The sequence below is a fragment of the Bacillus sp. ABR genome (assembly GCF_056172715.1).
In genome coordinates, this window is the sequence record NZ_JAOYSL010000001.1 from 950,554 (window position 1) to 967,996 (window position 17,443).

Sequence of the window (17,443 nt, forward strand, 5' to 3'; positions counted from 1 at the left end):
AAATTACTTTACTTTTGGAATGAATGAGGCGCATAATGTAGCGCGAGGAGGAGATCACATGGATCGATTTACTTATTGGAACCCAACGAAATTAATTTTTGGAAAGGGAGAAGTATCAGCCCTTTCAGATGAACTCAAACACTACGGAAAAAACGTATTACTTGTATATGGTGGAGGCAGTATTAAACGAAACGGCCTTTATGACCAAGTTGTCAGCATCCTAAAAGAATCAGGAGCTGCCATCACTGAACTTGCTGGCGTAGAGCCAAACCCGCGCTTAACGACAGTAAGAAAAGGGGTCGAGCTTTGCAAAGAGAACGATATTGATTTTATTTTGGCAGTTGGCGGCGGCAGTGTCATTGATGCGACAAAAGCAATCGCTGCTGGTGCGAAGTACGATGGAGATGCTTGGGATATCGTGACACGTAAGCACGTCCCAATGGAAGCTATTCCGTTCGGTACTGTGTTGACACTTGCCGCAACAGGCTCTGAAATGAACTCTGGATCAGTTATCACAAACTGGGAAACAAATGAGAAGTATGGCTGGGGAAGTCCAGCAGTTTTCCCGAAATTCTCTATTCTGGATCCAGTCAACACATTCACTGTGCCTAAAAACCATACGATTTATGGCATGGTTGACATGATGTCACATGTGTTCGAACAATATTTCCATCACACGGAAAATACGCCTTATCAAGATCGCATGTGTGAAGGACTTCTTCGCACTGTCATTGAAACGGCACCGAAGTTGATCAACGATCTAGAGAACTATGAGTTGCGTGAAACGATTTTATTCACTGGTACAATTGCGCTCAATGGAATGCTTTCAATGGGGGCACGCGGTGACTGGGCATCTCATAACATTGAGCATGCAGTATCTGCTGTCTATGATATTCCTCATGCAGGCGGACTTGCGATCTTGTTCCCGAACTGGATGAAACATGTGATTCAAGAAAACCCAGGCCGTTTTAAACAATTAGCGGTGCGTGTATTCGATGTAGACCCTGCGGGCAAAACAGACGAAGAAGTCGGCTTAGAAGGAATCGACAAGCTGTCAGCTTTCTGGACAAGTCTTGGCGCACCAAGCCGTTTAGCGGATTATGACATCAACGATGAGAAAATTGATTTAATTGCAGACCGTGCAATGGCACGCGGTGAATTTGGTCAATTTAAAAAGCTAAACAAAGAAGATGTTTTAGCCATTCTGAACGCTTCTTTATAATTGAACAACAAAAGATAGCTGCTTGCGGGCAGTTATCTTTTTTTGAGTTCATCGTGTACATATGTTACAGTAGTCTTTCATGTTTTTGGATATATTCGTTGTAAGGAGATGTTTCAACAGATGGAGAATTTTATTTACTACAATCCAACAAAATTGATGTTTGGAAAAGGACAACTAGAAGGACTCAAAAGCGAACTCGCTCGTTATGGAAAACGAGTGTTACTTGTATATGGCGGCGGCAGCATTAAGAAAAATGGTCTTTATGACAATGTCATCCGTGCGTTAAATGAAGCAGATGCCGAAGTGTTTGAGCTGCCTGGCGTTGAACCAAACCCGCGCCTCACAACAGTGAAAAAGGGAATCGATATCTGCCACAAGGAGAACATTGATTTCTTATTAGCCGTTGGCGGCGGCAGTGTGATCGACTGTACAAAAGCGATTGCAGCCGGAGCAGAGTATGACGGTGATGTGTGGGATATTATTTCAAAGAAAACAACCGCTCAAAAAGCACTGCCGTTTGGCACAGTGCTGACACTTGCAGCAACTGGTTCAGAAATGAACCCGGACTCTGTCATCACAAACTGGGAAACGAATGAAAAATATGTGTGGGGCAGCTCTGTCACTCACCCTGCTTTTTCGATTCTAGATCCTGAGCATACGTATTCTGTGCCAGAAAACCAGACAGTGTATGGTATGGTTGATATGATGAGCCACGTTTTTGAGCAATACTTCCATAATGTGAAAAACACGCCTCTACAAGATCGGATGTGTTTTGCTGTTCTTCAAACAGTCATCGAGACAGCACCAAAGCTTCTTGAAGACTTACAAAACTATGAACACCGTGAAACCATCCTTTATGCAGGAACGATTGCTTTAAATGGCACGCTGCAAATGGGTTACTTTGGCGACTGGGCATCCCATACGATTGAGCATGCTGTATCGGCTGTCTATGACATTCCGCATGCAGGCGGACTTGCCATCCTCTTCCCAAACTGGATGCGCCACACACTCGATCATAATGTCGAACGCTTTAAAAACCTTATGCTGAACATGTTTGATATCGAAACAGAAGGAAAGTCAGATCGTGACATCGCATTGGAAGGAATCGACAAACTGTCAGCGTTCTGGACAAGCCTTGGTGCACCAAGCCGTTTAGCTGATTATGACATTGGTGAGGATCAGCTGGACAAAATTGCTGACATTGCAGCAAAAGAAATGGAATATGGTGGTTTTGGAAACTTTATGAAACTTAACCGTGATGACATTCTATCGATTTTGAAAGCTTCTTTATAATTCAGATTGCCGCTTCTCCGAATGAGAAGCGGCTTTTTGCTATGCCAGTGACGATCACTTGATTTCAAAAGCTAGTTCCGCTAAAGTGAAAGGGACAGAACTAACGTAATGGAGGGCTTACAAGCGATGACACATATTCAATTTGACTACTCGAAAGCGTTACCTTTCTTTCAAGAACATGAGCTTACATATTTAAAAGATTTTGTGAAGGTGGCCCATCATAATATTCATGAACAAACGGGTGCAGGCAGTGACTATTTAGGCTGGGTGGACTTGCCGAAGCAATATGACCGCGAAGAATTTGCCCGCATTAAAAAAAGTGCAGATAAAATTAAGTCTGACTCTGACGTCCTGCTTGTTGTCGGAATCGGCGGGTCATATCTAGGTGCACGTGCGGCGATTGAGTTTTTGAACCATTCTTTCTATAACACTTTGCCAAAAGGCAAGCGCAAGACACCACAAATCATTTTTATTGGAAACAACATCAGTTCTTCTTATTTAACAGATGTGATGGATCTATTGGAAGATGCAGATTTCTCCATTAATGTGATTTCAAAATCTGGTACAACAACAGAGCCAGCCATTGCGTTCCGCATCTTTAAAAAGCTCCTCATTGAAAAATACGGTGCTGAAGAAGCGAAAAAACGTATTTATGCGACAACTGACAAGGCACGCGGTGCACTGAAAACATTAGCAACTGAAGAAGGCTACGAATCATTTATCATCCCTGATGATGTTGGTGGACGCTATTCTGTATTAACAGCAGTCGGTCTTTTGCCAATCGCTGTGAGCGGTGCAGACATTGATCAGATGATGGAAGGTGCGGCAAAAGCAAGCGAAGACTTCGCTTCATCTGAGCTTTCTGAAAATGCGGCTTACCAATATGCTGTCGTCCGCAATGTCCTTTACAATAAAGGCAGAACGATTGAAATGCTGATTAACTATGAGCCAGGCCTCCAATATTTCGCAGAATGGTGGAAGCAATTATTCGGTGAAAGTGAAGGGAAAGATGAAAAAGGAATCTATCCTTCATCTGCTAACTTCTCAACAGATCTTCATTCACTTGGCCAATATGTTCAAGAAGGAAGAAGAGATTTGTTCGAAACAATCGTCAATGTAGACAAGCCTCGACATGAGCTTGTGATTGAAGCAGAAGAGCAAGACCTTGATGGCTTGAACTATCTGGCAGGAAAAACGGTTGATTTCGTCAATAAAAAAGCATTTGAAGGAACAATGCTTGCCCATACAGATGGAAAAGTACCGAATCTTATCGTGACAATTCCTGAGATGGATGCTTATACATTCGGATACCTTGTGTACTTCTTTGAGAAAGCATGTGCGATGTCTGGATATTTACTAGGCGTCAACCCATTCGATCAGCCTGGAGTAGAAGCTTATAAAGTGAATATGTTTGCTTTACTAGGCAAACCGGGCTTCGAAGAGAAAAAAGCAGAGCTTGAAAGCCGTTTAAAACAATCATAAGACGAAAAAGCACACCTTTTCATAAAGGTGTGCCCAGATTGTTGACAAAGGGCTAAAATGATCTTGATTTTAGCCCTTTGTCTTCTTTTCAGCGTGATAGAAAACCTTTGAAGTCTAGGAAGGACGAGCACCGGAGCGGAGCGAATTTGACATTCGTGAGCACCGGAGCGCAGGACTGACACAGAATGCAAGGGTTTGTCTACACGCTGAGCACACCTTTACATAAAGGTGTGCCTTTTTTGTTTTCTTCAGGTTCCTGTGCAAGCTTTCCTGTGTACTGTACATAGAATAATAAATGGAGGAGGGTGAAAAATGAGGACGAATCATGTCTATATTCATGATATTTCTGGCCAGGCAATCGTGAACTTTGGCAATGTCGGACGCATTTGTTCTACGAGTGCTACGAAGGAAACAGCAGGTTCTGGCAGCGATAACGAGACGAATCAATCATCCAATCAAAGCCTATTTGATGCCGCGTTTACAAACAATGTACAAATTACAAAGGGCAAATGTATGAATTCCTCTCTTTAACGAACCCTATACAAAAAGGAGGGTTTCGTATGATTCATGTACCATCCAGACTGCCTGGTGAAAGCTTTTCACTTTACCATTTAGAAGAAACAATGAAGCCGCTCGGTTATGTCATTAATGGCAACTGGGATTATGATCACGGATATTTTGATTATAAAATTGATAACCGTGATGGCTATACCTTTCTCAGAGTTCCATTTACAGCCGAGAAAGGCCAGCTGGATCAGCCAGGGGTTGTGGTGAAAATGGGACATCCATTTCTCTTAAAGCATGTATATCAAGACAAGTTAGATGATCATGCGATGGTTGGAAATGTGGGCGCATCCTTTAACCAATTCCAAGAACCAAAAGAGAAAGATGGAGATGTATCAAAGGCTTATGCTGAGATTGGCTTTTCGCTCGTCAAGGAATTAGAAGACGCACTGCTTTAAAGGCTGATCAGTTCATCCTCTGGATGAAGCTCATACCCAAAGGGAGGATTCATCATGGGTCCTTCTTTTTTTTGTACGCCAACGATGATCACATGATGCTCTAAAAAGTGATGGAGCGCTGTTAAGAAGGTTTCTCCAGCCAATGAAGCTGGTACAGGTATGATCGTAACGTTTTTATGCAAGGTCATTTGTCGTTTTTTTGTTAACGCTGTAAGCTGTTCCTTTATCAGAAAATGTTCAACCATTAAATGATTGACAGCATCAGAGGTATGAATGACTTGGTTGGCACCAGCACGTTCGGCATTTTTCACGTAACGATCTGTTAAGATTTCGATTAAACAATATAGCGAAGGGTTTAAGCCTTTTGCTGCAAGTAAGGTTAAAACACTCTGCATATCGGCTGTCACTTCATTTTCATGCTGATCTGCGGTAATCATCAGTGCATCTGCACCGGTAATATTGGCTTTACGGAGTGTGACATCTTCGGTCCCATGTCCTTTAATAAAATGAACATTTTCCAAAAGAGGCCCCTCTTTCAAGGAATCATCAATCAGCACAATCGGCATGGCTGGATCAATCGTTTGAAACGACTGAAGCAGTTTGTTCGTCTTCTCATTCCAGCCGACGATAATCAGGTGTCCTTTCCCTTTAAAGGCTACCTTGCCTTCAACATAATGGTGCTGCTTGCTGAACACGGCGGCAGCAAGTGTGGCGAAATAAGCGGTGACAAAGCTGGCTCCGATAAAAATGAGTGCCATACCTGCCACCTGCCCTGGCATGGTTTGCGGCACAAAATCACCGTAGCCAACCGTAGAGACTGTAATGAGCGCCCACCAGATCCCATCAAAGATCGTATGATACTGCTTCGGTTCAAGTAAAACGATCAATTGTCCAAAAAAAAGAAGCAAGAAACAGATGATGATGGCAATTCGAAGATAAAGCGGCCACCTTAGCCAAGCGATAAAGATACGGTTTGATTTCATCGGACTCTTCCTTTCAGGAGAATGCTAATGTCAGTATGCCCGATTGAGGAAAGATTTTTTCATCTTCGTCATGTATTGAAATAGAACCCATATCTTAAAATAAGGGAGAAGAAGGAGGGAATTCGAATGTCGTTCGTTCAAAAGACCGTACTTCTTTTTATTGGTGTGCATTTTTTATCATCAGCTGTCATCTTACTCGTGTTTGATTTAAATGCTGTGAATCATTTTATGAATGATTTTTCATGGCTGCACTTCTTTCAAGACCTTTATGGTACAGTGACCTTTTATACAGCTTGCTTAGGTGTGTTCTTCTTTTTCATTGGTGCGGTCATTCCCCTGAAAAAGACCTAGTGCTTTTTGCTGTACATGGTACATAAAAGTCATTAAAATTGTAAATAAATATATAAAATAAAAAGGAAGCTGATGAGCATGCTGTTTTTTTATTTTTTAACATTTGCCGCATTGGGATTATCATTTTGGGCACAATTTAAAGTGAAGAATAATTTTGAAAAGTATTCAAAGGTGGAAGCATCCAGTATGAAAACAGGTGCTGAAACCGCTCGATATATTTTAGATCGCAACGGGTTATACGATGTGCCCGTTGAACCGGTAAGAGGAACTTTGACTGATCATTACGACCCGACTCAGCGTGTGGTTCGTTTATCTGAACCTGTGTACTACGGCCACTCCATTTCGGCCATTTCAGTCGCATCACACGAGGTTGGACATGCCTTGCAGCATCAGGAATCCTATGGTGCGCTTGTTTTGAGACATAAGATCTTTCCTGTCGTGAACTTTGCATCTGGTGTTGCTCCGCTTCTTTTCCTTGGTGGAATTTTGCTCAGCAGCCTTAACTTAATCGGGCTTGGGATCATTTTGTTCTCAGCAGCTGTATTCTTTCAGCTTGTGACATTGCCTGTCGAGTTTAATGCAAGTTCTCGTGCAAAAGATATCATTGTTTCAGAAGGAATCATTAGAAGCAGTGAAGAAAGAGGCGTGAACAAGGTGTTAAATGCTGCAGCTCTTACGTATGTAGCAGCAGCCCTTGTCTCCCTGTTTGAATTGCTCCGTTTTGTAATGATCTTCCTAAATGGCCGTAATGATTAATTGATGCCAGAGGAGGTGAGCCCTTACCAGTGTTAGGTAAGGGTTTTTTTGTACATTTTAAACGTATTTTTAGTCATATTACTCATTGCTGCGACAGCATTTTTTGTTGTCACTGAATTTGCGATTGTGAAAATTAGAGGCTCTAAAATCAACCAGCTGATTGAAAGCGGTGATAAGAGGGCCATCCATGTTCAAAAGCTGATATCAAATCTGGACGAATATTTGTCCGCCTGTCAACTTGGAATTACCATCACAGCTTTAGGCTTAGGGTGGCTGGGTGAGCCGACGGTGGAGCATTTTCTGCATCCGCTTTTTGAAAGAATCGGGCTTCATTCCGCATTAACTGACATCCTTTCGTTTATCATCGCATTTGTGATCATTACGTTTTTACATGTTGTTGTTGGAGAACTCGCGCCTAAAACAATTGCCATTCAAAAGGCAGAGGCCGTCAGCCTTGTGACAGCAAAACCACTCATCTTTTTCTATAAAGTCATGTACCCGTTTATTAAAGCATTAAATGGAGCTGCACGAAGCATCGTGAAATTATTTGGTTATCATTCTGTCAAAGAACATGAGGTGGCGATTAGTGAGGAAGAATTGCGACTCATTTTATCTGAAAGCTATGAGAAGGGTGAGATTAACCAATCTGAGTACAAATATGTGAATAAAATCTTTGAATTTGATAACCGAGTGGCGAGAGAGATCATGATCCCGCGTACAGAAATTTCAGCTATAGAGATTGAACAGACCTTAGAAGATGTGACCCATTATATGCTGAACGAAAGGTACACACGCTACCCTGTTATTAAAGAAGACAAAGATCATGTGATTGGAGTTATCAATAGCAAAGATGTATTTAAAGCGAGTTTCCTAAATCAAGATGTATCTATTGAAGACTTAATGCGTCCGGTGATCCGGGTCATTGAAAGCACCCCTGTTCAAGAATTGCTCATTTTGATGCAAAAGGAACGAATCCATATGTCAGTGCTCGTAGACGAATACGGAGGTACAGCGGGACTTGTCACAGTAGAGGACATATTAGAGGAAATTGTCGGAGAGATTCGAGATGAATATGATCAGGATGAAACACCTCACATCGTGAAAAAAGGTGATTTCCATTATGTGATGGATGGGAAAGCATTGATTGATGAAGTAAATGATTTATTGGATTTAGCCATTGAGAATGATGATGTTGATACAATTGCAGGCTGGATGATGACGCATAAATTTGATTTTGACATTGGAGATACGATTGAAGCAGAAGGCTGTGAATTTACGATCATTGATGCTGAAGACCACCATATTCGAACCATTGAAGTCAAAAAGGTTCATTTTTCTTAAAAACCTCGTACTGCTTGACGAGGTTTTTTTGCTTGGTAAACTTTAGGTAAGAAGATTTGTTTCACATAAAAAGGGTATGAATTTATAGAAACGTCAAAAAGGGGCAGCTCATATGAAAAAAATCAATGTACAAACAGACAGACGCGATGACATGATCGATGTCACACACGAGGTTCTCCAATATGTCAGGGAAACAGGCATACAAAACGGAACTGTCATCGTCTATTGTCCACATACAACAGCAGGGATCACCATTAATGAAAATGCGGATCCAGATGTGAAACGGGATATGCTTCGCCGGCTTGATGAAGTCTTCCCGTGGGAACATCCAAAGGACCGCCATATGGAAGGAAATACGGCAGCACATATGAAAGCGAGTTATATGGGGGCGTCTCAGCATGTTCTCATTCATGATGGAGATCTTGTACTTGGCACGTGGCAGGGAATCTATTTCTGTGAGTTTGACGGTCCGAGACATCGTCATTTTTATGTACAAGTGTCGTCAAACGAGTAAGAGATGGGGGAAGTAAATGGGGGATATCAAAAAGTTACTGCAGATTGAACATGGAATCATCCAAGCGCCAATGGCAGGAGGAGCTGTGACACCGCAGCTGGCAGCCGCAGTTTCGGAATACGGAGGGCTTGGCAGCCTGGCAAGTGGATATGTGCAGCCTGACCATTTAAGACAGCAGATTAGACAGGTCAAACAACTGACATCTCGTCTGTTTCAGGTCAATGTGTTTGTACCAGAGCCAGTTCCAGAAGTGAAAAAAGAGGATGTGGCATTTTGGGAAAAGAGACTGCCTGCACGCCCGTCAGCAGATAGGATGCCAAGCGAAGAAGAATTGTGGGATGATTTTGAACAAAAAATCAACATTCTTCTGGAAGAAGACGTTCCGATTGTTTCCTTTACATTCGCCTGTCCTAAAGAACAAACGATTCACCGCTTAAAACAAAAGGGAACCTTTTTAATCGGAACGGCCACAACAAAAGAGGAAGCACTGCTTTTAGAGGAAAAAGGAATGGATGCCATTGTTGTGCAAGGAAGTGAAGCAGGGGGGCATCGCGGCACATTTTTACGGGCAAAAGGAGACACACTGATGGGACTGATCAGTTTGATCTCTGATGTCAAACCGCTCTGCCGCGTGCCATTGATTGCCGCCGGAGGCATCACGGACCGAGCAGGTGTGAAAGCAGTGCTGGCGCTTGGAGCAGATGCGGTTCAAATCGGCACAAGGTTTTTAGCCAGCCAGGAAAGTGCTGCGGCAGAGGTATACAAGAAGGCCATTTTACAGGCAGAAGGCAGTGAAACAAGGGTGACAAGGCTTTTTTCTGGGAAAAGAGCGAGAGGTATTGTGAATCAGTGGATGGAGGATGAAAGCCTGCATGAAGATAGGGTTCTTCCTTATCCGGTTCAGCATGTATGGACAACACCGATGCGAAAAGCAGCCGCTGCCGGCGGTAACCCTGAACAAATGGCTCTGTGGGCAGGACAGGGCGTTGGACGTATTCACTCGATTTTAACCGTTGAAGACATCATGCACGAACTGACGCAGATATAAAATCATGACGGGTGGTGTGACAGGATGGACATCTTAAAACATTCCTACCGAAAAAAAGGTCAGATTGAATTTTGGTTTGATGATTTTCCTCATTCTCCTGCCGTCCTTACGCCCATTCGTCATTACTATTTTGTTCGATACGTGAAATGGAGCCGGCACGATCCACCGGTCACAAGAAAAGATTTAGAAGAAATGGAAATCCTTGCGAACACGTTGCTTGGCACACTCCAAAATTATCGTAAACGCAAGGCATACAAAAGCCCCTTGTCATAACCAATAGACAAGAGGCTTTTTTCAGCTGCCAAACATTTGCCTGAGATAAATCACATCCATCCGGGTAGTCTGCGGTAATAAATAAGCGGATTGAACTGCACCTGGCCGTCTTCTCTTATTCAGTTTGTCGATAATTTCTGCTGCTGTTAAAATTCCAAGCCCATGACCGTAATATTGATCTTCTCCTAAGTAAATCACATTTTCCCCGCGCCATTGCGACTGCTGATAGCTAAACTCTGGATTTTCGAAATATAAACAATCCCCATAGATAAAATCATTTCCGCGCTCTGTATAAATTGACAAAGTATCATAGTGCCAGTCATACAGTGTTAAACTGCGAAGTCTTCGATTAAACTTCTCCTCGCCTACTGTTTGCAAGACTCCCATATAAAACACAATGACAATCGCCGTTGCACATTCAAATGCATATTTTGAACCATTTTCAAAAATGTCTTTAATGCCTCTAGATGGCTCCACTTGATAGCGCAGCTCTAATGCTCCTGCTTCCGATACACGCCAAAACGCATCATTTGCACGCGATCTTTGAAAGATGGCAAATGAGGCACCGCTTTTATTCAAATCTCTTGCAGCATTCATAATGTTTGATCTTAAAGTGACCTCAAATAACAAATCAGATGCTTGCCTATAGCGGAACGTACCATTCGAGGCCTGTAACTGCATCAAAATGATCCGCTTTTGTCCTTCTAGCTGAAACGATGCCAGCTGCTCATTAGTCACTGGCTGTCCTGAAAGGATAATCATATGAAAAGCGCCCCCTTTAGTATTAGCGTATGCAGGGTGCTTGGGCAAGGAATCAATTTGTGAAAATAAACAAAAAGTCATCCTTTTTATTTGAAAAACATGAAAATAATATCAAGCCGTCCGATATATAAAATAACGTTTAAAAGGAGGAAAAACATGAAAAGTGTCATAAAATGGTTGAAAAAACCATCGATTTCTAAAAGATTGATTATTTCATTCACACTTGTTCTCGTCTTGCCCATTATTACACTCAGTACGATTTCATATCAGATTGCCAAAGAAGAACTAGATCATGAAATCATGTACGGAGCAAATGCAAGAGTCAATGAACTGAATGACATGATCGAGCAAAAGCTTTCGAATAAGGAAAATGCGGTGAAACTTTTTACTGAAACATCTACTGCTGCAGACTTTAAAAAGAAAAATCAGGACGAACTGTATGAGCATCTTGAGATATACAGCAAAATCAATGAAGAAGATGTGGTTGGTTTTTATGCAGCAAGTAAAAATCGTGATTTCATTCAGTTTCCTAAAGTAGACATGCCAAAAGGCTATGATCCAACAACACGCGATTGGTATCAGCAAGCAATGCAGAATGAAAAAGGAGAGCCAGTTGTCACCAATCCATACATTTCTGCTACAACAAACGGCATGGTAGTCACGATTGCCCAGCGCCTGAAGGACGGGTCGGGAGCGATCGGAATTGACATTGATGTGCAAGACATTGTAGATAAAATAAAAGATATTAAAATTGGACGAGAAGGATATCCAATTATTGCAAATAAAAATAAACAAATTGTAGCCCATCCAGAAGAAAAATCAGGATCTAAGGTCACAGAAAATATTTCATCTATCCTTTACAGCGGCAAAGAAGGAACATCAACTTATGAGAATAAAGGAGAACAAAAACGTATCGTTTTTGTAACAAATGATTTAACAGGTTGGAAAATTGCTGGAACGATGTTTGTATCAGAAACAGAAGAAGCAGCACAGCCAGTTTGGAATTCTGCCATTATTCTTTTAATTTCTTCATTTATCCTTGGTGGTGTCGCTATCTTCTTCATCGTTCGCTCGATCACAATTGGACTGAGAAGGCTTGTTGATTTCTCAGAAAAAGTGAGTGAAGGGGATTTAACAGAAACCCTCGAAACGAAATCGAAGGATGAAATAGGAGATCTCACAAGAAGTTTCAGCAAGATGAGTGAATCTCTTCGTGACGTCATTCGCGCTGTACAGCAATCTGTCGACAATGTGGCTTCGGCTTCAGAGGAGCTGACGGCAAGTGCCAGTCAAACGAGTCAAGCAACAGAGCATATCACGATGTCGATTGAACAATTTTCAAATGGAAATGAAGCACAAAACGAGAAAGTCGAATCTAGTACGAATCAGCTTGTGGCAATGAACGAAGGATTACAAGATATGTCACAAACCTCATCTGAAGTAGCTGCTGTCTCACTTCAATCAACAGAGGCGGCTGGTCAAGGCGGGCGAATTGTTGAAAGCACAGCGAGCCAAATGAAACATATTGATACATCCGTACAAGAAGCAGAACAGGTCATGAAAGAATTAGAATACAAGTCTAAAGATATTACGAGTATTTTAAATGTCATTAACGGCATTGCGGATCAAACAAACTTACTTGCGCTTAATGCAGCAATCGAAGCAGCAAGAGCAGGTGAATCAGGACGCGGCTTCTCCGTCGTTGCCGAAGAAGTGCGAAAACTAGCTGTCCAATCCGCAGATTCAGCGAAAGAAATTGAGAAGCTTATCCAAGAAATTGTGTTAGAAATTGCTAAATCTCAAGATATGTTCAAAGCAGTCAATCGAGAAGTAAACGCAGGGCTCGGTATGACAGAAGAAGCTAAAGAAAGCTTCCAGCACATTTATGAGGCGGCAGAAGGAATGTCGAAAAAACTGTCACAATTAAACGATACAGCCATTGACCTATCGAGCGGTTCAAAGCTTGTTTCACAAGCGATGCAGGAGATGCGCCAAGTCTCAAGAGAAAGCGCAGCAAACATTCAGGACATTGCGGCTTCAGCAGAAGAGCAGCTAGCATCTATGGAAGAAATCACGTCTTCTTCTGTAACACTTGCCAACATGGCAGAGGAGCTAAAAGAGCTCACAAGTCAATTTAAAATTAATTAAATAATGATGAAAAAATACCCAGAATTGTCTGGGTATTTTTTTTATTTTTAAACGTCATTTCCAGTCTCTAAAAATACACCTTTCATCCGATATTAACTTTAGAGAAGTAAAGGGGGAAAGTTAAAATGGGAAAAATGATCCAATGGTTCAAAAAACCATCCATTTCAAAAAAATTAATCATTGCCTTCTTGGTAGTTCTTATCCTGCCAACCGTGGCACTGACAATTAGTGCATTTTTTACATCAAAGACAGAGCTAGACAAACAGATTATGGGCAGTGCGATGAGTCAGGTCAATGCATTTGATACCTTAATCAATGAGAATATTGGAAACAAATCAGATGCTGTGACACTGTTCTCAGATTCACTCAAAGCGTCTAATCTTCAAGAAAAAAATAGAAATGCGACCATTAAAGAATTACAGCAATTTGGAAAAATTAACGAAAAAGATGTTTCTGCGATCTATGCAGGCTCTGAAAAGGGATTGTTTATGCAATACCCAGTCCAAAAGATGCCGGATGGCTACGATCCAAGAGAACGTCCTTGGTATCAAGAGGCATTGAAAGCAGAAAACGGCAAACAAGTCATCACAAAACCATATGTAGCAGCATCCACAGGCAAAATGGTGATCACAATTGCCCAAAAAACGAAAGATGGTTCAGGTGTCATTGGTCTTGATATGGAAATTGACAGCCTGCTCCAAAAACTAAAAGAAATCAAAATTGGGCAAAAAGGCTATGCTTTCATGATGGAGAAAGATCAAACGGTTTTAGCAGATCCAACCCAAAAGTCAGGAAGTCAGGTCAATGAAAATCTGGCCAGTATTATTTATAAAAACAAAGAAGGAAGCGGCAGCTATACCCTCAAAGGAACAGATAAAAAGGTTGCATATGTCACCAATGAATTAACCGGCTGGAAAATTGGTGGAACGATGCTCGTATCTGAAGTAGAAGAAGCGGCAAAGCCCGTTTTCAATACTGCCATTATCGTATTCAGTGTCACACTCATTGTAGCAGGAACCCTTATTTTCTTTATCGTCCGCTCTATTTCAAAAAGATTATCCAATCTTGCCCGTTTCTCGAAAAAAGTCAGCGATGGTGATTTGCGCGATAAGCTTCAGATCCAGTCAGATGACGAAATTGGACAAGTTGGTAAAGGCTTTAATACGATGATTGATTCATTGAGATCCCTCATTGGAGCCGTTCAAACTTCAGTCGAAAATGTCGCATCTTCATCAGAAGAACTGACTGCCAGTGCAGGACAGACAAGTAAAGCAACTGAGCATATTACACTAGCCATTGAACAATTCTCCAGCGGAAATGAAAGCCAAAATGATAAAGTCGAATTGAGCTCAGTCGAGTTAGAGGAAATGAACCGTGGTCTTCAAAATATGAATGAATCAGCTGAGTCTATTACGGCTTCATCGATCAAATCAACAGATATCGCAGGAGAAGGCGGACAGCTTGTTGAAAAAACGGCCTCTCAAATGAATGTTATTGATCAGTCCGTGAAAAAAGCAGAGAACGTCATCAGGGCGCTTGAAAATAAATCTAAAAACATTACCCAAATTCTCGGTGTCATCAATGGAATTGCCGATCAAACGAATCTACTTGCACTAAATGCAGCAATTGAGGCAGCAAGAGCTGGTGAATCTGGCAGAGGATTCTCCGTTGTAGCAGAAGAAGTAAGAAAACTTGCGGTTCAATCTGCTAACTCGGCAAAAGAAATTGAGAATTTGATCAATGAAATCGTGCAAGACATCGACGTATCCCAGGAAGTATTCACTGCGGTGAGTCGAGAAGTTCAATCAGGCCTAAGCTTCACTGAACAAACGAAAGTAAGCTTCCACAATATTTTCGACATGACAAAAGAAATTTCTAACCAGCTTCAAACAATGAATCAAACCGTTGTCCAGCTTTCAAAAGGCTCTGCACATGTGTCAGAGGCTGTTCGTGAGATCGCAGACGTATCACGTGAAAGCTCAGCAAATATTCAAGACATTGCTGCTTCAGCAGAAGAACAACTGGCATCAATGGAAGAAATCAGCTCATCCTCTGCCACACTCTCTTCGATGGCAGAAGAATTACGCGATTTAATTAGCAAGTTTAAAGTTGAATAGACATGAAGAAAAGAGCCTCCAACTAGAGGCTCTTTTTATTTATTGAATAAAAAGAAATAGGTAATTGTACTTATTTTTTGGTTTTTTTGAACATTATTCCTTGAAAAATAATTCATATTACCTAAGAATAGAAGAGAAAGACCACAAATCATAAATCAAAAGGAGTAGAGTTATGAAAAAAATCAACTTTTTTAAGCACTTTACGATGTCGAAGAAATTAATTACTGCATTTTTAGCGATTCTCCTAGTGCCAATTCTCGTATTGGCCGCATTTTCTTATGAAGTGGCATCAAAGTCTCTCAATGATGAGATTATGTCTAGCGCTGCAAATGGTGTTCAACAATTAAATGAACTCATTAATAAAGATATACAGCCTAAAATTGACATTGTTTCATACTTATCCAAATCGGTCAAAAAGAGTGAATTGGCTGCTAAAAACAAAGATTTACTCAAAGTGAAATTAGAGCAATTATCGGAAACAGATGACGATGTAGTAGAAGTATTTGTTGCAGATCAAAATGGTAAACTAACTGAATATTCCGAGATACACAAAGATAATGCAAAGAGCGCAAAAAATGAACCATGGTTTCAGCAATCGATGGGAGATAAGAAACTCATTATTTCAGATCCTTTTACAAGTAAGTCATCTGATGACCTGCTCATCACAATATCAGAACAATTAGCAGATGGATCTGGTGTGATCGGGGTAAATGTACGATTAAATACGGTTATAAAAGATACAAACAGCATCAAAATTGGCCAAGAAGGCTATGCGTTTATCGCCACCTCAGATCAGCGTTATGTTGCCCATAAAACCGATAAGGCTGGGACAAAGCTGACTGGTGACTTTATCTCGAAATTGTATGATAAAAAACAAGGCAGCTTTGAATATGAATACAATGGCCAGCCGAAGCAAATGTTTTTTGACACAAATGAAGCAACAGGCTGGAAGCTTGCTGGAACGATGTATGTGAATGAAGTAAAAAAAGCCGCTCAGCCAGTGCTCGACTTAACAATGATCATCCTTGCGGCTGCGATTGTCATTGGCGGAATCGCGGTTTATTTTATTATTAAATCGATTCGAAAGCCACTGATAGAGCTCTCTGAATCGGCTGAGAAAATCAGTCAAGGTGATTTGACCCAGCATATTGAAGTTCGTACGCACGATGAAATAGGTAAACTTGCGCAAAGCTTTAACGACATGTCAGCAAAGCTGAAACAAGTCATCCAAGCTGTTCAAAATTCGATTGAAAATGTGGCTGCTTCGTCTGAAGAATTAACGGCAAGTGCAGGACAGACAGCTCAAGCGACCGAGCATATCACATCCTCTATTGAACAGTTCTCAAACAGCACTGAACATCAAAATGATATGATCGAAAAAAGCTCAGTTCAGTTAAACGAAATGGATCGCAGCCTATCGCATATGGTCGACACGACCTCTCATATGATGGAATCGTCGATCGAATCGAGCAAAACCGCTCAGGCTGGAGGAGAACTCGTTCAAAAAACAGCAGGTCAAATGCAAACCATTGAGCAGGCAGTAAAAGAAGCAGAGCTTGTCATTGCAGGTTTAGAGCAGAAATCAAAGGATATTACAAATATTCTGGGGGTCATCAACGGTATTGCGGATCAAACGAATCTCCTTGCTTTAAATGCTGCGATCGAAGCTGCACGAGCAGGTGAAGCAGGCAGAGGCTTCTCTGTTGTCGCAGAAGAAGTCCGCAAGCTGGCAGAGCAATCAGGAAGCTCTTCAAAAGAAATTGAAAGCCTGACGAACGAAATTGTGGAGGAAATAGAAAAATCGCAGAAAATGTTTAAACAAGTAGCAGGTGAAGTACAGTCTGGATTAAACATTACAGATGAAACAAAAGTGAGTTTTGAGAAAATCACTGATAAAACATCAGAAATGACAGAACAAATGAAACAAATGAACGGATCAGCCAAAGAGCTATCGCATGGCTCAAATGATATTTCTCATGCGGTGAATCAAATCAAAGAGCTCTCAAGAGAAAGCTCAGCAGGCTTCCAAGATATCGCAGCTTCAGCAGAAGAGCAGCTTGCATCTATGGAAGAGATCAGTTCTTCCTCTGCCACTTTATCTCAGATGGCAGAAGAACTAAGAGAGCTCATTAAACAATTTAAAATGTAAGAGAGTAGCGAAACACCTGACGCCAAAACGTCAGGTGTTTTT

General features: G+C 41.4%; 16 protein-coding genes and 3 pseudogenes. 17 read left to right on the forward strand and 2 right to left on the reverse strand.

The genetic code is table 11. The features are described from left to right. Nucleotides 1-58: 58 nt before the first annotated feature. The 5 genes from OIT90_RS04835 (at nt 59) to OIT90_RS04855 (ending at nt 4,959) form a co-directional block, all read left to right on the forward strand. On the forward strand, nt 59-1,222 hold the full coding sequence (locus tag OIT90_RS04835) for an iron-containing alcohol dehydrogenase (protein ID WP_034282535.1): 1,164 nt from the start codon (nt 59-61) through the stop codon (nt 1,220-1,222). 120 nt (nt 1,223-1,342) lie between these two features. Continuing rightward, nucleotides 1,343-2,515, forward strand: coding sequence for an iron-containing alcohol dehydrogenase (locus OIT90_RS04840; RefSeq protein WP_099663610.1), 1,173 nt, complete (start codon nt 1,343-1,345; stop codon nt 2,513-2,515). Nucleotides 2,516-2,641: 126 nt separating this feature from the next. After that, the gene (locus OIT90_RS04845) at nt 2,642-3,997 is read left to right on the forward strand and encodes a glucose-6-phosphate isomerase (RefSeq protein ID WP_024423293.1); all 1,356 of its coding nucleotides are present in this window, start codon (nt 2,642-2,644) and stop codon (nt 3,995-3,997) included. Nucleotides 3,998-4,309: 312 nt separating this feature from the next. Next, nucleotides 4,310-4,528, forward strand: coding sequence for a hypothetical protein (locus OIT90_RS04850; RefSeq protein WP_212042195.1), 219 nt, complete (start codon nt 4,310-4,312; stop codon nt 4,526-4,528). Nucleotides 4,529-4,557: 29 nt separating this feature from the next. Next, the gene (locus tag OIT90_RS04855; RefSeq protein ID WP_024423291.1) at nt 4,558-4,959 is read left to right on the forward strand and encodes a YugN-like family protein; all 402 of its coding nucleotides are present in this window, start codon (nt 4,558-4,560) and stop codon (nt 4,957-4,959) included. Here the strand turns inward: OIT90_RS04855 and OIT90_RS04860 are convergent. Then, nucleotides 4,956-5,942: a potassium channel family protein gene (locus OIT90_RS04860; RefSeq protein WP_039181066.1), complete on the reverse strand. Its 987-nt coding sequence runs from the start codon at nt 5,940-5,942 to the stop codon at nt 4,956-4,958. The two genes, OIT90_RS04855 and OIT90_RS04860, sit on opposite strands and share 4 nt — an antisense overlap. A gap of 126 nt (nt 5,943-6,068) precedes the next feature. On the opposite strand from OIT90_RS04860, the gene OIT90_RS04865 reads away from it, so the two are divergent. The 6 genes from OIT90_RS04865 (at nt 6,069) to OIT90_RS04890 (ending at nt 10,225) form a co-directional block, all read left to right on the forward strand. Continuing rightward, nucleotides 6,069-6,293: a YuzI family membrane protein gene (locus OIT90_RS04865; protein ID WP_039181063.1), complete on the forward strand. Its 225-nt coding sequence runs from the start codon at nt 6,069-6,071 to the stop codon at nt 6,291-6,293. 81 nt (nt 6,294-6,374) lie between these two features. Then, nucleotides 6,375-7,049 carry a zinc metallopeptidase gene (locus tag OIT90_RS04870; protein ID WP_024423288.1) on the forward strand — a complete coding sequence of 225 codons (675 nt, stop codon included), beginning with the start codon at nt 6,375-6,377 and terminating at the stop codon, nt 7,047-7,049. A 48-nt stretch (nt 7,050-7,097) separates the two neighbouring features. Beyond that, nucleotides 7,098-8,390 (forward strand): hemolysin family protein, encoded by a 1,293-nt coding sequence (locus OIT90_RS04875; RefSeq protein ID WP_059375864.1) that lies wholly within the window; start codon nt 7,098-7,100, stop codon nt 8,388-8,390. Nucleotides 8,391-8,502: 112 nt separating this feature from the next. Beyond that, entirely contained in the window at nt 8,503-8,904 is a 402-nt protein-coding gene (locus tag OIT90_RS04880; RefSeq protein WP_039181060.1) for a secondary thiamine-phosphate synthase enzyme YjbQ, read from the forward strand. Between the two features lie 16 nt (nt 8,905-8,920). After that, entirely contained in the window at nt 8,921-9,952 is a 1,032-nt protein-coding gene (locus OIT90_RS04885) for an NAD(P)H-dependent flavin oxidoreductase (RefSeq protein ID WP_474892305.1), read from the forward strand. A gap of 24 nt (nt 9,953-9,976) precedes the next feature. Then, entirely contained in the window at nt 9,977-10,225 is a 249-nt protein-coding gene (locus OIT90_RS04890) for a hypothetical protein (protein WP_039181054.1), read from the forward strand. A 21-nt stretch (nt 10,226-10,246) separates the two neighbouring features. Here the strand turns inward: OIT90_RS04890 and OIT90_RS04895 are convergent, their stop codons facing one another. Beyond that, on the reverse strand, nt 10,247-10,987 hold the full coding sequence (locus OIT90_RS04895; RefSeq protein ID WP_039181052.1) for a protein-glutamine gamma-glutamyltransferase: 741 nt from the start codon (nt 10,985-10,987) through the stop codon (nt 10,247-10,249). A 339-nt stretch (nt 10,988-11,326) separates the two neighbouring features. On the opposite strand from OIT90_RS04895, the pseudogene OIT90_RS04900 reads away from it, so the two are divergent. The 6 genes and pseudogenes from OIT90_RS04900 to OIT90_RS04925 all read left to right on the forward strand — a co-directional run. Beyond that, nucleotides 11,327-12,193: pseudogene (locus tag OIT90_RS04900) on the forward strand (cache domain-containing protein); the annotation flags it as partial. Between the two features lie 114 nt (nt 12,194-12,307). Further along, the gene (locus tag OIT90_RS04905; protein WP_390273526.1) at nt 12,308-13,135 is read left to right on the forward strand and encodes a methyl-accepting chemotaxis protein; all 828 of its coding nucleotides are present in this window, start codon (nt 12,308-12,310) and stop codon (nt 13,133-13,135) included. A gap of 281 nt (nt 13,136-13,416) precedes the next feature. Beyond that, nucleotides 13,417-14,307, forward strand: a pseudogene (locus OIT90_RS04910) (HAMP domain-containing protein); the annotation flags it as partial. After that, nucleotides 14,302-15,252, forward strand: coding sequence for a methyl-accepting chemotaxis protein (locus tag OIT90_RS04915; RefSeq protein WP_474892327.1), 951 nt, complete (start codon nt 14,302-14,304; stop codon nt 15,250-15,252). The pseudogene OIT90_RS04910 and the gene OIT90_RS04915, both read left to right, overlap by 6 nt. A gap of 313 nt (nt 15,253-15,565) precedes the next feature. Next, a pseudogene (locus tag OIT90_RS04920) lies at nt 15,566-16,462 on the forward strand (HAMP domain-containing protein); the annotation flags it as partial. Continuing rightward, a complete protein-coding gene (locus OIT90_RS04925; RefSeq protein WP_369880186.1) occupies nt 16,454-17,401 on the forward strand; it encodes a methyl-accepting chemotaxis protein in 948 nt (315 codons plus the stop codon). The pseudogene OIT90_RS04920 and the gene OIT90_RS04925, both read left to right, overlap by 9 nt. Nucleotides 17,402-17,443 lie beyond the last annotated feature (42 nt).